The organism is Halorubrum sp. Boch-26 (assembly GCF_029889805.1).
GTDB lineage: Archaea > Halobacteriota > Halobacteria > Halobacteriales > Haloferacaceae > Halorubrum.
Window position 1 is genome coordinate 19,315 of record NZ_JARANT010000020.1, and the last position, 15,321, is coordinate 34,635.

Annotated in this window: 14 protein-coding genes and 1 tRNA gene; 7 read left to right on the forward strand and 8 right to left on the reverse strand. The window is 68.3% G+C overall.

Annotated elements, in window-relative coordinates:
• Positions 1-16: 16 nt before the first annotated feature.
• The 4 genes from OQF71_RS04765 to lonB form a co-directional block, all read right to left on the reverse strand.
• Positions 17-262: a hypothetical protein gene (locus OQF71_RS04765; protein ID WP_280586144.1), complete on the reverse strand. Its 246-nt coding sequence runs from the start codon at positions 260-262 to the stop codon at positions 17-19.
• A gap of 96 nt (positions 263-358) precedes the next feature.
• A complete protein-coding gene (locus tag OQF71_RS04770) occupies positions 359-1,141 on the reverse strand; it encodes a CBS domain-containing protein (protein ID WP_280586145.1) in 783 nt (260 codons plus the stop codon).
• Positions 1,142-1,203: 62 nt separating this feature from the next.
• Positions 1,204-2,022: a CPBP family intramembrane glutamic endopeptidase gene (locus tag OQF71_RS04775; protein WP_280586146.1), complete on the reverse strand. Its 819-nt coding sequence runs from the start codon at positions 2,020-2,022 to the stop codon at positions 1,204-1,206.
• Positions 2,023-2,044: 22 nt separating this feature from the next.
• Complete coding sequence (gene lonB, locus OQF71_RS04780; RefSeq protein ID WP_280586147.1) at positions 2,045-4,315, reverse strand: ATP-dependent protease LonB; 2,271 nt, start codon at positions 4,313-4,315, stop codon at positions 2,045-2,047.
• A gap of 170 nt (positions 4,316-4,485) precedes the next feature.
• Between lonB and OQF71_RS04785 the strand changes: the two genes are divergently transcribed.
• Both OQF71_RS04785 and OQF71_RS04790 read left to right on the forward strand, forming a co-directional pair.
• Positions 4,486-5,016: a nicotinamide-nucleotide adenylyltransferase gene (locus tag OQF71_RS04785; protein ID WP_280586149.1), complete on the forward strand. Its 531-nt coding sequence runs from the start codon at positions 4,486-4,488 to the stop codon at positions 5,014-5,016.
• A gap of 39 nt (positions 5,017-5,055) precedes the next feature.
• Positions 5,056-5,904, forward strand: coding sequence for an SAM-dependent chlorinase/fluorinase (locus OQF71_RS04790; RefSeq protein ID WP_280586150.1), 849 nt, complete (start codon positions 5,056-5,058; stop codon positions 5,902-5,904).
• A gap of 52 nt (positions 5,905-5,956) precedes the next feature.
• Here OQF71_RS04790 and OQF71_RS04795 read toward each other — a convergent pair whose 3' ends face one another.
• Entirely contained in the window at positions 5,957-6,418 is a 462-nt protein-coding gene (locus OQF71_RS04795; protein ID WP_280586152.1) for a DUF5793 family protein, read from the reverse strand.
• 164 nt (positions 6,419-6,582) lie between these two features.
• On the opposite strand from OQF71_RS04795, the gene OQF71_RS04800 reads away from it, so the two are divergent.
• The 4 genes from OQF71_RS04800 to OQF71_RS04815 all read left to right on the forward strand — a co-directional run bounded on the left by OQF71_RS04800 (position 6,583) and on the right by OQF71_RS04815 (position 13,596).
• Positions 6,583-8,271, forward strand: coding sequence for a type II/IV secretion system ATPase subunit (locus OQF71_RS04800; RefSeq protein WP_280586154.1), 1,689 nt, complete (start codon positions 6,583-6,585; stop codon positions 8,269-8,271).
• Complete coding sequence (locus OQF71_RS04805; RefSeq protein WP_280586155.1) at positions 8,268-10,421, forward strand: type II secretion system F family protein; 2,154 nt, start codon at positions 8,268-8,270, stop codon at positions 10,419-10,421. Before OQF71_RS04800 ends, OQF71_RS04805 begins: the two co-directional genes overlap by 4 nt.
• Positions 10,422-10,506: 85 nt before the next feature.
• The gene (locus tag OQF71_RS04810) at positions 10,507-11,139 is read left to right on the forward strand and encodes a class I SAM-dependent methyltransferase (protein WP_280586158.1); all 633 of its coding nucleotides are present in this window, start codon (positions 10,507-10,509) and stop codon (positions 11,137-11,139) included.
• 60 nt (positions 11,140-11,199) lie between these two features.
• Positions 11,200-13,596 carry a methyl-accepting chemotaxis protein gene (locus tag OQF71_RS04815; RefSeq protein WP_280586160.1) on the forward strand — a complete coding sequence of 799 codons (2,397 nt, stop codon included), beginning with the start codon at positions 11,200-11,202 and terminating at the stop codon, positions 13,594-13,596.
• A 34-nt stretch (positions 13,597-13,630) separates the two neighbouring features.
• Here the strand turns inward: OQF71_RS04815 and OQF71_RS04820 are convergent, their stop codons facing one another.
• On the reverse strand, positions 13,631-13,915 hold the full coding sequence (locus OQF71_RS04820) for a hypothetical protein (RefSeq protein ID WP_280586162.1): 285 nt from the start codon (positions 13,913-13,915) through the stop codon (positions 13,631-13,633).
• Positions 13,916-13,928: 13 nt separating this feature from the next.
• Positions 13,929-14,453: a DoxX family protein gene (locus OQF71_RS04825; protein WP_280586164.1), complete on the reverse strand. Its 525-nt coding sequence runs from the start codon at positions 14,451-14,453 to the stop codon at positions 13,929-13,931.
• Between the two features lie 242 nt (positions 14,454-14,695).
• Between OQF71_RS04825 and OQF71_RS04830 the strand changes: the two genes are divergently transcribed.
• Positions 14,696-14,766: transfer RNA gene (locus OQF71_RS04830), tRNA-Gly, on the forward strand.
• Positions 14,767-15,062: 296 nt separating this feature from the next.
• On the opposite strand, the gene OQF71_RS04835 is transcribed toward OQF71_RS04830, so the two are convergent.
• Positions 15,063-15,321: hypothetical protein (locus OQF71_RS04835; RefSeq protein WP_280586165.1), on the reverse strand; the 259-nt coding region annotated here is incomplete at its 5' end.

Below are 15,321 nucleotides of genomic sequence, written 5' to 3' on the forward strand. Positions count from 1 at the left end.
GTGGCTCGCCGACGCCTCACTCGGTCGTCGCGGCGTCGTCGGCCGTGTCGGGCGCCTCCTCGTCCTCGTCGGACCGGAGCGCGGAGAGGAGCCCGTTCGGATCGGAGCGGACGTCCGCGACCGTCGCGCCGGCGAACGCGCCGAGAGCGGCGCCGCTGCTCGCGGCCTGTCGACTGATCAGTCCGCCGACCGCGGCGCCGCCGGCCCCGCCGACCGCGGCGAGCGTTGCCCGAGAGAGTGCCCGTCGAATGCGTGATCCCATACCGGATACGTATCGGCGTAATTACAAAAATCCCCCAGTCGTCGACGGACGCGCCGACGGATCGCGCCCCTCAGCCCCCGCGGTCGAACGGCGCGCTCACTGCAGCCGCTTCGTCGTCTCCACGAGGGGATGGCGCGCGTAGTCGACGATCTCGATGTCGGTGATGTCGTAAAGCCCCTCCTTCTCGGCGGTCTTGGCCATCCCGAGGTCGACCGCGCGCTCGGGGACGATCACGTACGCGTCCATCGTCTCGATGCCGGCCTCGTGAGCGGCCATCACTCGGTGGTGGCCGTCGGCGAGGTGGAGCGTCCCGCCGTTGTCGATGACGACGAGCGGCTCCGCCAGCCCGCGTTCCAGTTCGTACTGGCGCCCCTCCAACTCGTCGGCGTACACCCGCGCCTGCGTCGGGATGAGGTCGGTGAGCCGGACCTCGCGTCGATCCTCGGTGAGACCGACGCCGTGGATCTGTTCGAGCGTCCGCATCAGTTTCCCCACCTTGCTCGGCGTGGCGCGCTCGATCTGCGAGCGGACCACGTCGGTGTTCGAGATGATCCCGACGAGATTGTCGGCGTCGTCGACGACGGGGAGCCGCTGGATCCCCGACCGGAGGATGACGCGGGCGGCGTCGGTCACTTTCATCTCCGGATGCGCGACGATGAGGTCGTCGGACATCACGGTGAAGACGGGGGCCTCCTCATCGGCGAGCAGCAGGTCGGCGGCCGAAATGAACCCCTCGACCGTCCGGCCTTGGGTGACGGGGAACCCGTTGTGACCGTCGCTCTCGGCCATCTGTTGCGCCACCACCCCGACCGTCTCGTCGGGGCTGACGGTCTCGACATCGCGGGTCATGTACTCGCCGACGGTCGGTTTTCCGCTCATCGTCCGCCGTTGACCCCGCCGGAATAAAAAGGGGACGGGGTCATCTTCCGGTCGCGAGACCGCTACGGCCCCTCGTGGACGGCGAACTCCACGGCGTTGACGACGTAGTGAGCGACGACGGGGACGAGGAGACTCCCCGTGACGGCGAACAGCCCTGCGAGCGCGAGGCCGAGCGCCCCGGCGACGACGACTCCCAGGCGTCCCTGCGCCCCGTGGCCGAGTCCGAAGGCGACCGAGGACCCGACCGCGAGGAGCCACGGGTCGATCGCGAAGCCGGCCGCGAGCGCGCCCACCAGCGCGCCGCGGAACAGCGCCTCCTCGAAGGCGGCCACGATCGGGAGGGCGACGCCGAGCAGTAGGGCCCACTCGCCGGCGGTGCCGGGCGCCATCGCGGCCCGAAGTCGGCCCGAGGGCGCGACGCCGACCCGCGCCCCGAGCCGCGCGGCGGCCTCGTTGCCGGCGGCGAGGACCACCCCCGCGGCGACCCCGAAGGCGCCGACTTCGAAGACACCGAGCGACGCGAACGCCGGTGCCCCGAGCGTCGGATGCGTCTCGCCGATCCCGAACGCCGCGGTCGGCACTGCGGCCCACCACGCGACGGCGGCTAGGACGACGAGCCCGCCCGCCTGCGACGCGGCGGCGTTGGCCAAGAGCAGTCGCGTCGTGAGGACCGGGCGGGCCTCGGACGGATCGCTTTCGGGGCCGCTTTCGCCGTCGGCGCATGCGAGGTCGCTCTCGCCGTCGCTCTCGGCGTCAACGACCTCTGTCCGAGAATCGACGATCCGGGCCCGCGCCAGCAGGCGCTGAGAGCGACGGGTGAAGTACAGAAGCAGCAGCGTCAGGGCGACGGTCGCGAGCGCGAACGACGCCCACTCGGGCATCGGTGTGGTGTGGGAGCGAGCCCTACTGCGGGCTCGGGCTGGAGGGACCGGAGACGCTCCCCTCCTTCAGGGCCGAGCCGGTGATCGACTTGAGCCGGGAGACGAGCGAGTCCTTCTCGGCCTCGCCCTCCAAGGCGATGTCGAGCACCTCGCTGATGTGCGAGACGGGGATGATCTCGACCATCTCCTCGTACTCGTCTTCGATCATCACGTCCTGCTCGTTGGCCTGCGGGATGATGACTCGGGTGCAGCCGGCCTTCGCGGCCGCCTCGATCTTGTGAGTGACGCCGCCGACGGGGAGCACGTCGCCCCGCACCGACAGCGAGCCCGTCATCGCGAGGCTCTGGTCGACGCCGACGTTCTCCAGCGCGGAGATGACGGCGGTCGCGACCGTGATAGAGGCGGAGTCGCCGTCGACGCCCTGCTGGCCCGCCTGCACGAACTGGATGTGGATGTCCATCTCCGAGATGTTCTCGTCGGAGAACTTCTTGATGATCGCGGAGACGTTCGACACCGACTCCTGAGCCATCTCCTTCAGCTGGCCCGTGGCGATCACTTCGCCGGGCCCCTGCGAGGGGGCGACCTCGGCCATCACCGGGAGCATGATCCCGGAGTCCTCGCCCATCACGGCGAGCCCGTTGACGCGGCCGACGACGTAGCCGTCGGAGACCTGCAGCTCGTAGTCCTTCCGGCGCTCGATGAAGTCGTCCGCGAGCTGCTGTTCGATGGAGCGCGAGCGCCCCTTCGCCTGCAGCACGTGGTCGCGGGTGGTCATCTCGGCGTCCTCGCCGCGGGCGATGTCGCCGGCGACGCGGACCATTCCGCCGAGGTTCCGCATCTTCAGCGTGAGGTGACCCTTCCGGCCGGAGCGCCGCTTGGCTTCGAGGATGATCTCCTCGACCGCCTCCGCCGAGAACTCCGGCAGGCGGCCGTCCTTCGCGACCTCCTGAGCGATGAACCGGACGTACTTCCGGCGCATCTCCGGGGTGTCCTCGATGGTGTCCTCCATGTACACCTCGTAGCCGTACCCCTTGATACGGCTCCGGAGCGCCGGGTGCATGTTCTCCATCGCGTCGAGGTTCCCGGCCGCGATCATGACGAAGTCGGTCGGGACGGGCTCGGTCTGGACCATCGCGCCCGAGGAGCGCTCGGACTGGCCCGTGATCGAGAACTCGCCCTCCTGGATCGCCGTCATGAGGTGCTGCTGGCTCCGGATGTCGAGCGTGTTGATCTCGTCGACGAACAGCACGCCCTTGTTCGCCTTGTGGATGGCGCCCGCCTCGACGCGGTCGTGGCTGGGCGTCTCCATCCCGCCGGACTGGAACGGGTCGTGACGGACGTCGCCCAGCAGCGCGCCGGCGTGGGCGCCGGTCGCGTCGCGGAACGGCGCCGTCTTCGTGTCGCCGTTGTTCACCAGTAGGTTCGGGATCATCGCGTCCGACCCGCGGTTCAGGTAGCGGAAGACGAGGTAGACGACCCCGGCCGCGATGATGCCGACGAGGATCTGGCCGACGATGATGAGCGCGTAGCCCAGCACGACGGCGATGATGATCCACATCAACAGCGACCGCATCTGGTTGCGCTTGCGCGCCTCCTCGCGGTGCGCGTCGACGATCTGGTCGCCCTTCCCCGCGGGGACGGTCCGGACCTTCGGCTTGTTACCGTCGTCCGGGTTGTGGTACACCAGCACGTCCTGCAGCTCCTCTTTCGGGAGCAGCTCGGACATCGCCTTCGCGAGCATCGACTTCCCGGTCCCCGGCGAGCCGATCATCATCACGTGGCGGCGCTGCTTGGCCGCCTTGATGATCACGTCGCGGGCGTGCTCCTGTCCGATCACCTGATCGACGAGGCGGTCGGGGATTTCGAGTTCGGCGGTGGTGTCGATCCTGAGTCCGCCGAGGAGGTCGTCCTCGTCGGGGTCCTCGTCGATATCGGCACCCTCGACCTCGACGGAGCTCCCGAGCTCGTCGATGCCGCCGCTCTCGCTCTCTTCGGTGACACCCTCGGGGGTGGCGTCGTTCCCCTCGCCGTGACCCGTTCCGGCGTCCTCCGGGCCCGGATCGTCGACGACGATCCCGTCGTCCCAGACCTCGTCCGGCTCCTCGCCGGTCGCCGACTCCTCGGCCTCGCCGGCCTCGCCGGCCTCGTCGGGCACGCGGGCGCCGTCGTCGGGAGCGACGTCGTCGGGGGCGTCCTCGCCGTTCCCCGCCGATTCAGAGTCTCCGAGCCCGGTTTCGTCCGGGTTCTCGGGATCCTCAGTCGGCGGGTCGTTCGCGTCCTTTTCGTTGCTCATAGAATCGAGTATCGCTAAGAAAAACGAAGGGTCGGCTACTGATATACTTTCTCCCCGCGGGCGTTCCGTGCGGGTCCGGGGAAACGCCGCTGAGAGCGGTTACAGCCCCCGATATTGCCGTTCGAGCGTTCCCACGGAGTTTATAAATACTGGCCGCCCAACGTGGATCCATGCGCGGGTTCTATATCGGGCGGTACCAGCCGTTTCACGAGGGCCACCGGCACATGGTCGAGGAGATCGCCGGCGAGGTCGACGAACTCGTCCTGGGGATCGGCTCCGCCGGCGACTCGCACTCCACCCGGAACCCGTTCACGGCCGGCGAGCGCGTGATGATGGTGACGAAAGCCGTCGAGCGCCTCGATATCACCACCTACGTCGTCCCGATCGAGGACCTCGACCGCAACTCCGTGTGGGTGAGCCACGTCCAGAGCATGACCCCGCGGTTCGATGTCGCCTACTCGAACAACCCGCTCGTCGTCCGGCTGTTCGAGGAGGCCGGCGTCGAGGTGCGCGGCTCTCCCATGTTCCGCCGCGACGTACTGGAGGGGACGGAGCTGCGCGAACGGATGATTCGCGGCCACGACTGGGAGGAACTCGTCCCCGAAACCGTCATTAACGTGATCGAGGAGATCGACGGCGTCGAGCGCATCCGCCGGATCGCCGAAACCGACACGAACGGCGAGCCGCCGATGGACGCGTAGTCGCCCCCTTTTAAGACTCAGCCGGACGGCGGATCGCCCGTGATCACGCTTACGTCCGACTTCGGCTCGCCGTACCCGGCCGCGATGAAGGGTGCCGTCCGTCGGCGCACTGACGCCGAGATGATAGACGTCGCCCACGACCTGCCGCGCGGCGACCCGCGGGCGGCCGCCTTCTGGCTGCGCTTCGTCCTCCCGGAGTTCCCGCCCGCCGTCCACTGTGCCGTTATCGACCCCGGCGTCGGCACCGACCGTGACGCCCTCGTCGTCCGCGCCGGTGCCCACGTGCTCGTCGCGCCCGACAACGGGCTCGCGATGCCCCCCGCGAGGGCGCTCGCCGGCACGGCGGCGGAGGCGGGGGAAGGAGACCCCGACGTGGAGGCCTTCGTCGTCGACGTCGACGATCCCGCGAGCGCGACGTTCCACGGTCGCGACGTGTTCGCGCCGGTCGCGGCGCGGATCCGCGCGGCGCTCGACGACGGCCCGGCGACAGCGGGCTCAGAGGGTGTCTCGACCGCTCTCGCGTCGATGGACGACCTCTCGCCGGCGACCGACCCCGTCGACATCGCGTTTCCCGAGCCGACCGTCGAACGCGATGACGACGGCGACCCCGTCGCCGTCGACGGCGAGGTGCTCGTGATCGACCGGTTCGGCAACGTCGTCACGAACGTTCCGGGCGAATTGGTTCGCGGGAGCGACTGGATCCGAGTCAACGGCGAGCTCACGCCGGTCGCGGAGACGTTCGGCGCGGTCGACCGCGGCGAGCGGCTCGTCACCGTCGGGAGCCACGGCTACGTGGAGTGCGACGTCAACGACGGCCGCGGCGACGGCGTGTTCGACTTGCGGCCGGGCGACGAGGTACGGCTCGTCGGCGACAACGTGAGTATCTGAGCGGTCGAGTATCTGAGCGGTCGCGGGAGAAGTGAGCGGCGGGCGACCGGCGCTACAGCTCTACGCCGGAGGGGATCAGGCTCTCGCTCCGAAGAAGATTCCCCTCGTGGTCGTACACGAGGAACGTGTCTTTGTCGTACGAGGCGAGCCGCTCGCCCTCGACATCGATCTCGACGCGGTAACGGGCGTCCTCGTCGCCGGCGACGTCGCGCGCGGCGTGGATGAAGGGGAGCACGTCCGTCGCGGTCTCGTTGAGCTCCAAGACGAAATCCCCGGTGTACCGGTTCGTCACGCCGACCACGCCTTCCGGGTCGGCGGCGTCCGCGAGCGGCTCTCGGAGCCGGAACGCTACGTCGACCCCGGCGGCCTCCAGCAGTTCGCCGTCCGTGTCCGAGAGCCGGTCGCGCAACAACCCCTCCGGCCCGTGGAAGTCGATCCGGACCAGGGGCATCGCCCGGTCGTCGGCGTCGTCGCCGACGCCCTCGACGGTCAGTTCGAAGTAATCACGCCGCATTGCCTACCCGACCCTTTGCGGTGGGCACCTATCAACGTAACGGGCCGATCCCTCCACAGACGGTCGAAACGGAGGAGAAAACCGCGCTCTCGGTCGCGGCCTCGCGGCTGATAATCGCTCGGTGGCATTTAAACCACCGCGCCGCATACGCCCTCCTAACGACGATGGCGAGTGACGCGCACGAGGACGGCGAGGACCGCATCGCGGCCCTCCGGCGACGGCTCTCGCGAACGTGGGAGATGCTGCGGGGGTCGGAGCTCGATGTCCGTCCCTTCCGGCCGGGCGAGGACGGCCCGCTCGCCTCCGTCACCGTACCGGACGGCGAGCGTGAGGTCGATCGCTACTGGGTGAACGCCCCGTACGCGTACGTCGTCATCACCTACGACGACGAGGAGAGCGAACACCGGTACTACGCGGTCGAACCGGACCTCGACGAGTTCGAACGCGATCTCCTCGACCGCGTCGTCGACGACATCCGCGATCCCTTGCTGTACCGCGAGGGGACCGGGAAGACCGACGAGGAGACGCTCCGCGAGGAGCTGAAGGGATTACTGGAGGGGTACGGCGTCGAGGCCGGAATGGCGACGTTCCACGCGCTCGCGTACTATCTCTACCGCGACTTTCGCGGCTACGGGAAGGTCGACCCGCTGCTGAACGACCGCCACATCGAGGACGTCTCCTGTGACGGCTACGATCTCCCGATCTTCGTCTACCACGACGACTACACCGACATCGAGACGAACGTCTCGTTCCCGAAGGGCGAGCTCGACAACTACGTCATCCGGCTCGCTCAGCAGTCCGGGCGCCACGTCTCCGTCGGCGACCCCATCGTGGAGACGACGCTGCCGGACGGCTCCCGCGCCGAGCTCGCGCTCGGCGAGGAGGTGACCCCCCGCGGCTCCGCCTTCACGATCCGCCAGTACGCCGAGGACCCGTTCACGCCGATCGACCTGGTTGAGTACGGGACGTTCTCGATCGAGCAGATGGCGTACTTCTGGCTCTGTATCGAGCACAACAAGAGCCTCATCTTCGCGGGCGGCACCGCCTCGGGAAAGACCACCTCGATGAACGCCGTGTCGATGTTCGTCCCGCCGCGCGCGAAGGTACTCACCATCGAGGACACCCGCGAGCTCTCCTTGTACCACGACAACTGGCTCTCATCGGTCACTCGCGAGCGCCGCTACGAGGGGACCGACATCGACATGTACGACCTGCTGCGCTCCGCGCTGCGCCACCGTCCGGAGTACATCGTCGTCGGCGAGGTGCGCGGCGACGAGGCGATCACCCTGTTCCAGGCGATGAACACGGGACACACCACCTTCTCGACGATGCACGCCGACTCGATCGAGACGGTGATAAACCGGTTGGAGAACGAGCCGATCAACGTGCCCCGCGCGATGGTGCAGTCGCTGGATATGCTCTCGATCCAGACGCTGACCCGCTCGGGCGACCAGCGCGTCCGGCGGGCGAAGACGATCGGCGAGATCGGCGGCATCGACCAGCGCACCGGCGAACTCGACTACTCATCGGCGTTCGAGTGGGACGCGGAGGCCGACGAGTTCCGCCGCAACGACTCGTCGCTCATGGCGGAGATCGCCGACGAGCGCGGCTGGTCCCGATCCGAGCTACTCCGCGAGATCCGCCGCCGCGAGCGCTTCCTCGAACTGCTCCGGAGGCTCGGGATCACCGACTACCGGACGTTCACCGCGCTCGTCAACGAGTACTACGCCGACCCCGACCGCGTGATGGGTCGGTTGGACGCTCGGGTGGCGGACGCCGACGGCGTCGACGCGGGGGACGCCGTCGAGGTGCCGGACGAGATCGGTGAGGGGGCCGGAGAGCGACCGGAATGATCGCTTCGATCCCCTTGTTCGCCGCGCTCGGGCTCTGTCTGGCGCTGTTGCTGCCGGCCGTCGACCGCCGAGCCGACCTCTTCGTCACTCGGATCGCGCTGTCGCTGTTCGGCGACTACGTTGCCGAGGACGGGGACCGCCGCCGGCGCCAGCGCGACCTGATGCGCGCCGCTCACGTCGCCGGCACCCACCGGACGTACGCCTCCCGGACGCTGCTGTACGCCGGCGTTCTCGGCGTCGCCGGGAGCGTCATCGGCGTGTACGCGGCCGCCGCGCTCCTCTCCGCGCTCGACGTCGGTGCGGCGGCGATCCGCGCGGCGCTTCCGGCCTCGGTCTCGTTTCTCGCCGGCGTCGCGGGGCTCTCGTCCCTCGCCCTTCCGCGGCTGTTCCTGCTTCTGACCTTCGCCTCGGCGACCCTCGGTTCCGCGCTCGCGGCCGGGACGTACTACGGGCGGTGGGAGCTGCTGAGCCAGCGCGCGCACGCCAGGGCGGCCGAGATCGACGCCACCCTCCCCCGAACGGTCGCGTTCATCTACGCGCTCTCGCGCTCGGGGATGGCGTTCCCACGAGTGATGGACACGCTCGCGGAAAACGAAGGGGTGTACGGCGAGGCGGCCACGGAGCTGTCGGTCGCCGTCCGCGACATGAACGCGTTCGGGACCGACGCCCTGACCGCGCTCCAGCGCACCGCACGTCGGACGCCGAGCGAGGATCTCACCGATTTCTCGGAGAACCTCGCGTCCGTCCTCGGCACCGGACAGTCGATACCGACGTTCCTCGCCGACCAGTACGAGCTGTACCAAGACGAGGCCGAGTCGAAACAGGAGCGCTACCTCGAACTGCTCTCGACGTTCGCGGAGGCGTACGTCACGGCGCTCGTCGCCGGCCCGCTCTTTTTCATCACCATCCTCGTCGTCATCGGGCTCGTGTTGGAGGACACGCTCCCGCTGCTCCGCGTCGTCGTCTACCTCGGCGTCCCGCTCGCGACGTTCGGTTTCGCCGTCTACGTCGACAGCGTGACGCAGGGCGTCGGCGGGACGGAGAGCGTCGACCTCTCCGAGGCGGCCGGCGACGGTCCGGCCGAGGACGGGAGCGCCGGAGACGGGGTCTCGGAAACCGCCGCGACGACGGCCGGGATCCGGTCCGACGGCGGCGTTGCGAGCGGGACCGAAGGCGATCCGTGGGCCGTCAGTCGGGAGCGACTCCGCGCGTACGACCGGATCCGGCGGCTGCGTGGGTGGGTCGCGTCACCGGTCGAGAACGTGATCGCGTCCCCGTGGATATCGTTCCTCGTGACGGTGCCGCTCGGGGTCCTCGGGCTGCTCGCCTTCGTCTTCCCGATCACGCTCGGCCCGGCGACCGAAATGGTCGCGCAGATAGAGACCCCGGTCGTCGTCGTGACGGGGCTGGTCCTCGCGGTCTACGCGGTCGTCTACGAGGTCCGAAAGCGACACACCCGCCGGATCGAGTCGTCGGTACCGGACCTCCTCGACCGCCTCGCGAGCGTCAACGAGGCCGGCACCTCCGTCGTCGGGAGCGTCCGGCGGGTCGGCGACTCCAACCTCGAAGCGCTGACGGCCGACCTGAAGCGCACCAGACGCGACATCGACTGGGGCGCCGACGTGAGCACCGCGCTCCGCCGGCTGGAGCACCGGGTCCGGTCGCCGATGACCTCCCGGGCGGTGGCGCTGGTGACGAACGCGATGCACGCGAGCGGCGATATCGGTCCCGTACTCCGGATCGCGGCCGACGAGTCGCGTGCGACGTGGGCGCTCCGCCGGGAGCGCCGACAGGTCATGATCACGTACCTCATCGTGATCTACATCTCCTTTCTGGTGTTCCTCGGGATCATCGCCTCGCTGTCCGTCTCCTTTATCCCGGCCATCGAGGAGGCCGCGATTCCGAGCGGCGGCGGCACGGGCGGGGTGCCCGGCGCGCCGGGCGGACCGACCGGGATCGCCGACGGACTCGGCGACATCGACTCGTTCGCCTACGAACAGCTGTTCTTCCACGCCGCGGCCGTGCAAGCCGTCTGTTCCGGCCTCGTCGCCGGCCAGCTCGGCGAAGGGTCGGTCAAAGACGGCGTGAAACACGTGGTCGTCCTCCTCATCTTGACGCTTCTCACGTTCGCCGTCATCGGGCTGGTGTGACGGGTCGGGCGGGTCGCGGCGTCACTACTCTCCTCCGGCGACCGCCGGGCACTGGAGCTATGTCACTCGGCGCCGACCCTCCGGTATGGACACGCAGTCGACGTACGACCGCATCGCCGCACACTTCGCGAAGACCCGCGAGTACGCGTGGCCGGAGGTCGAATCCTTCGTGCAGGGCCGCTCGGCGACGCGCGCCCTCGACGTCGGCTGCGGGAACGGCCGCCACGCGGAGCTGCTCGCGGAGCGCGCCGACTCGGTCGTCGGGATCGACCTGAGCCGGGAGCTCCTTCGCGAGGCGGCGACGCGAGCCCGCGAGCGCGACTTCGCCGACGCCCTCGATCTCGTTCACGGCGACGCCGTCGCCCTCCCGATCGCCGACGACGCGGTCGGGCTCGCGACGTACGTCGCCACGCTCCATCACCTCTCGCCGCGCGCGGCCCGCGTTCGGAGCCTCGACGAACTCGCGCGGGTCCTCGCGCCGGGCGGGGTCGCGCTCGTGAGCGCGTGGAGCACCGCCCACGACCGCTTCGACCGGACGAAGGGGTTCGACACGACCGTCGACTGGACGCTCCCCGGCGGCGAGACCGTCGCCCGGTACTATCACGTCTACGCCCCCGACGAGTTCGACGCCGATATCGAGAACAGTCGGCTCGAAGTCGTCGAATCGACCGTCTCCAGCGGGAACTGCTACGCCGTCGTCTCGGGGCCTCGCCCCTAATTATCACGGGAGATACCGTGGAGTGAGGTTTAATGTATCGCTGCCGCCGCCGTCGAGTCAATGAGTTCGACTCGCCTCGATCGTCTCCTTCGTCGCCTGAGTCCAGACGCGATCACTCGGAGTTACCTCGCGAAGTTCGCGGTCGTCGTGCTCCTCGTCGTCGTGGCCATCGGCGCCGTCGGCGCGGTCACTTACGCGGAGACGACGGACCGCCTGGAGGACAACGCCCAGCAGGACTACACCGCGGTCGCGGAGCTGAGCGCCACGGAGATCGACGTGTGGACCAGCGATCACCGCTCGATCGCCAGAGAGACGGCCGACAGCGACGCCTTCGGGTTCACGAGGGAGCCCGAAGAGGTGGAGAGCTACCTCACCTCGCAGCTCTCGTGGCAGCCCGACGAGATCGTCGCCTTCCACCACATCAACCGGCACGAAGGCACGCTGCTCGCCTCGACAGACGACGACCGCGGCACCGCGATCACCGAGGAGAGCTGGCTCAACGACGGTCTCCTGATCGGCGAGGACACTTACACCTCGCCGACGTACGAGGTAGACGGCGAGCGGCACGTCTCTTACGTCGCGTACACGCCGCGGCGCAACTACTTCGTCATGGAGGTGTCGCTCGCGTCGATCGTCGAGGACCTCCGGCAGCCGACCGACGGGTCGTTCACCGCGATCGTCCAGTCCGACGGCGTGATCGGGGCCAGCGACCGCGCGGGCGCCGTGGCCGAGCCGTACGCCGACGAGGTGCGGGACGCGATGATCGCCGGCTCCGCGGTCGGTCACGTGTCGTCGGCGACCTTCGAGTTCGCCGACGACGCGGAGTACTTCGTCGCGTACGCGCCGGTCCCCTCCGAGGACTGGTACGTCGCCGTCCACGTCCCCCTCGCGGAGGCGTACGCGCTCTCCGGGATGATCGGCCGGAACCTGCTGCTCATCGTCGGCGTCGCGGCCGTCGGACTCGGTCTGCTGGGCGCGACGCTCGGCCGCGGAACCGTCGCGGAGCTGAACCGACTCACCCGGAAGGCGCGGGCGCTGGAGACCGGCGACCTCGACGTCGGATTCGACACCGAGCGCCGCGACGAGTTCGGCGACCTCTACGGCGCGTTCTCGACGATGCGCGACTCGCTCGGCGAGCAGATCGAGTCGGCCGAGACGCAGAAGCGGCGGGCCGAGGACGCGAAGGCCGAGAGCGAGGCGTTCGCGGAGCGGCTGGAGTCGCGCGCGGCGGCGTTCGGCGCGACGATGGACGCGTGCGCCGACGGCGACCTCACCGCCCGAATCGACGTCGAGCCCGCCGATCCGGACGCGCTCGCCGACATCGCCGACGGGTTCAACGACGCGATGGACGAGCTTGAGGGGGCTATCGCGGAGGTGGACGCCTTCGCCGGGCAGGTCGCGGCCCGGAGCGAGGCGGTCACCGACGGCACGGACGAGGTCGCCGCGGCGGGCCGGGAGACGAGCGACGCGATCGACGAGATCTCGGCCGGCGCGGAGCGACAGAGTCGGCGCCTCTCAGAGGTCGCCGGCGAGATGGAAGACATGTCCGCCACGGTCGAGGAGGTCGCCGCCTCCGCCGATCAGGTCGCGACCACCTCCAGAGAGGCGAACGCGGTCACCGAGGAGGGACGAGAGGCCACGGCCACGGCGGTCGCGGAGCTGCACGACGTCGAAGATCGATCGGAGTCGGCGACCGAGACGATCGAGCGCCTCGAAGCGGAGATGGCCGAGGTTGACGCGATCGTCGAGACGATCTCGGAGATCGCCGACCAGACGAATCTGCTGGCGCTGAACGCCTCGATCGAGGCGGCGCGGGCCGGCGAGGCGGGCTCCGGCTTCGGCGTCGTCGCCGAGGAGGTGAAGGCGCTCGCGGAGGAGACGCAGTCGTCCGCGGCCGAGGTCGAGACGCTGATCGACGGGCTGCGCGAACGCACCGACGAGAGCGTCGCGGAGATGTCGCGGATCCGCGAGGGGGTCGACGCCGGCGTCGACACCGTCGAGACCGCGGACGACGCCCTGACCGAGGTCGCGACGCGGGTGGCCGAGGCCGACGACGGCGTTCAAGAGATTTCGGGCGCGATGGACGCGCAGGCGTCGTCGGTCAACGAGGTGACCGGCGCCGTCGACGACTTGGCCGGCGTGAGCCAGCAGACGACCGCGGAGGCGACCACCGTCGCGTCGACTGCCGAGGAGCAGGCCGCCACGCTCGGCGACGTCTCCGAGCAGACCCACGCGCTCACCGAGCGCGCCCGCGACCTGCGCCGGATGACGGACGGGTTCGAGGTGGACGGCGAGCGCGACGGCGGCGACGCTGAGACCGGTCTCGGTGGGTCCGACGGCGACTTCGACTTCGGTGCGACCGAACCCGATACATCGGTGAGCGCCGACGGCGGGGTCGAACGGCCGACGGACTCGAGAGTCGCCGGCGGATCGTCGAACGAGAACGCAGAAAAGTAGCTGTACCGCCTACCGCGACGGTCGAGTTACGCCGTCAATCAGCCATGGTCTCGCGGCCAGCTGCCGCGTCGGCCGCGAGCGGCGTCACGATCTTGTACGCCGCGTACAGGCCGAGCACTGCGACACCGGCCAGCACGATACCGGTCCGGATCTGCGGCGAGATCAGCGGCGTCGCCACCACCTCACCCGCCTCGTTAGTTATCGGGGCCGGACTGTACGGCGCACCGACGAGGATCTCTAGGATCCCCATGCCGATCAGTCCGAGTAGCATTAGTCCCGCGCTCAGCGCCATCGCCGCCTTGTCGATGATGTTCGTCATTGGAATTCACCTCTTAACCGAGCAGGTAGCGTAGTTTCGGGTGCTTTTGCACGAACGAGAGCTTCTCGAGGACCGCGTCGAGGCCGTAGTACCGACCGGCCGACAGCATGATCACGGTGATGAACAGCAGCAGCCCCATGAAGTCGCTGTTGACCAGCCCGTGACCGAAGCCGGCGTTGCCGACCCAGAACAGGGTCATGAAGATGACCCCGCCGAACGCGGCCAGCCGGGTGACGGCGCCGAAGATCAGCGCCAGCCCGATCAGCGTCTCGAACAGGGGTACCCCCGGCTCGATGAGCCACGCGAGGTTGTTCCCCATCCAGACAGGGATCCCGCCAAGCGCGGTCCCGCTCATCCCCTGCATGTAGGCAGAGCCGTAGGTGTACGAGAACCCGCTCTCGATGATTTTCGTGATTCCCGCGTGGAAGAACCACCATCCAGTTACCACGCGCAGGAAGGCGATCCAGTACGCCGCCCACGGACCATCAAGCGCGAACTCGACCTCGTCGACCAGTGGATTTCCCGATTGGTATGACATCGTGCTCACCTCACGGTTGGACGTTGAACGCGTTCCCGTATATGTACCCAACCGGCTTCTAAGCGGCTGAAAAACGTTCTAAGTGTGCGGGAATACCCCGTTATATTGTGGTGTTTTAATACAGTTCCGTCGTCCGAGGGATCCGCCGGTCGCAATCGACGGACTCGCCGCCGGGAACACGGAACGTTTATTGGATTCGTTCAGCCTACAGTTACATGCGTCAGTGACGGACGCACCCACGCGCGCCGGTGGTCTAGTGGTAGGACCTGAGCCTTCCAAGCTCATGGCCCGGGTTCAAATCCCGGCCGGCGCACTCCCTTCGGTCGTGCGCCGCCCGTACCCTTGCTCGCTCACGCTGTTCGCTCGCAAGGGTCCCGGCCGGCGATTTTCCTCGCTCCGCTCGGAAAATACTGAGAGGGATTTGAACCCTATCAGTCGCGCACAGCGAACGAAGTGAGCGAGCCCGTCTGATTCCGGTTCAAATCCCGGCCGGCGCACTCCCTTCGGTCGTGCGCCGCCCGTACCCTTGCTCGCTCACGCTGTTCGCTCGCAAGGGTCCCGGCCGGCGCATTTCTCGAACGGCACAGGAGAATTACAGTGGTACTGTGTTCACCAATTGCCGTCAAATTTGGCGGTGAAGTCGTAGTGAGTGACGAGGCGGTCGATTTCCCGACGTTTCTGAACTGAGCTCAGATTTGTCTCTACGTAATATCTGCCGGTTATAAAACGCAAGGAGAATACCCGCGGCTTTAGGCGTGGGATGAATCCGACAACGCCGACACGTTCAACCGTCGATGGCACAGCCTGAGTTTCCCAATCCTCACTTTTAATTATCAATCGCTTCAACAGAGAAGTAAGGTCAGGTCGG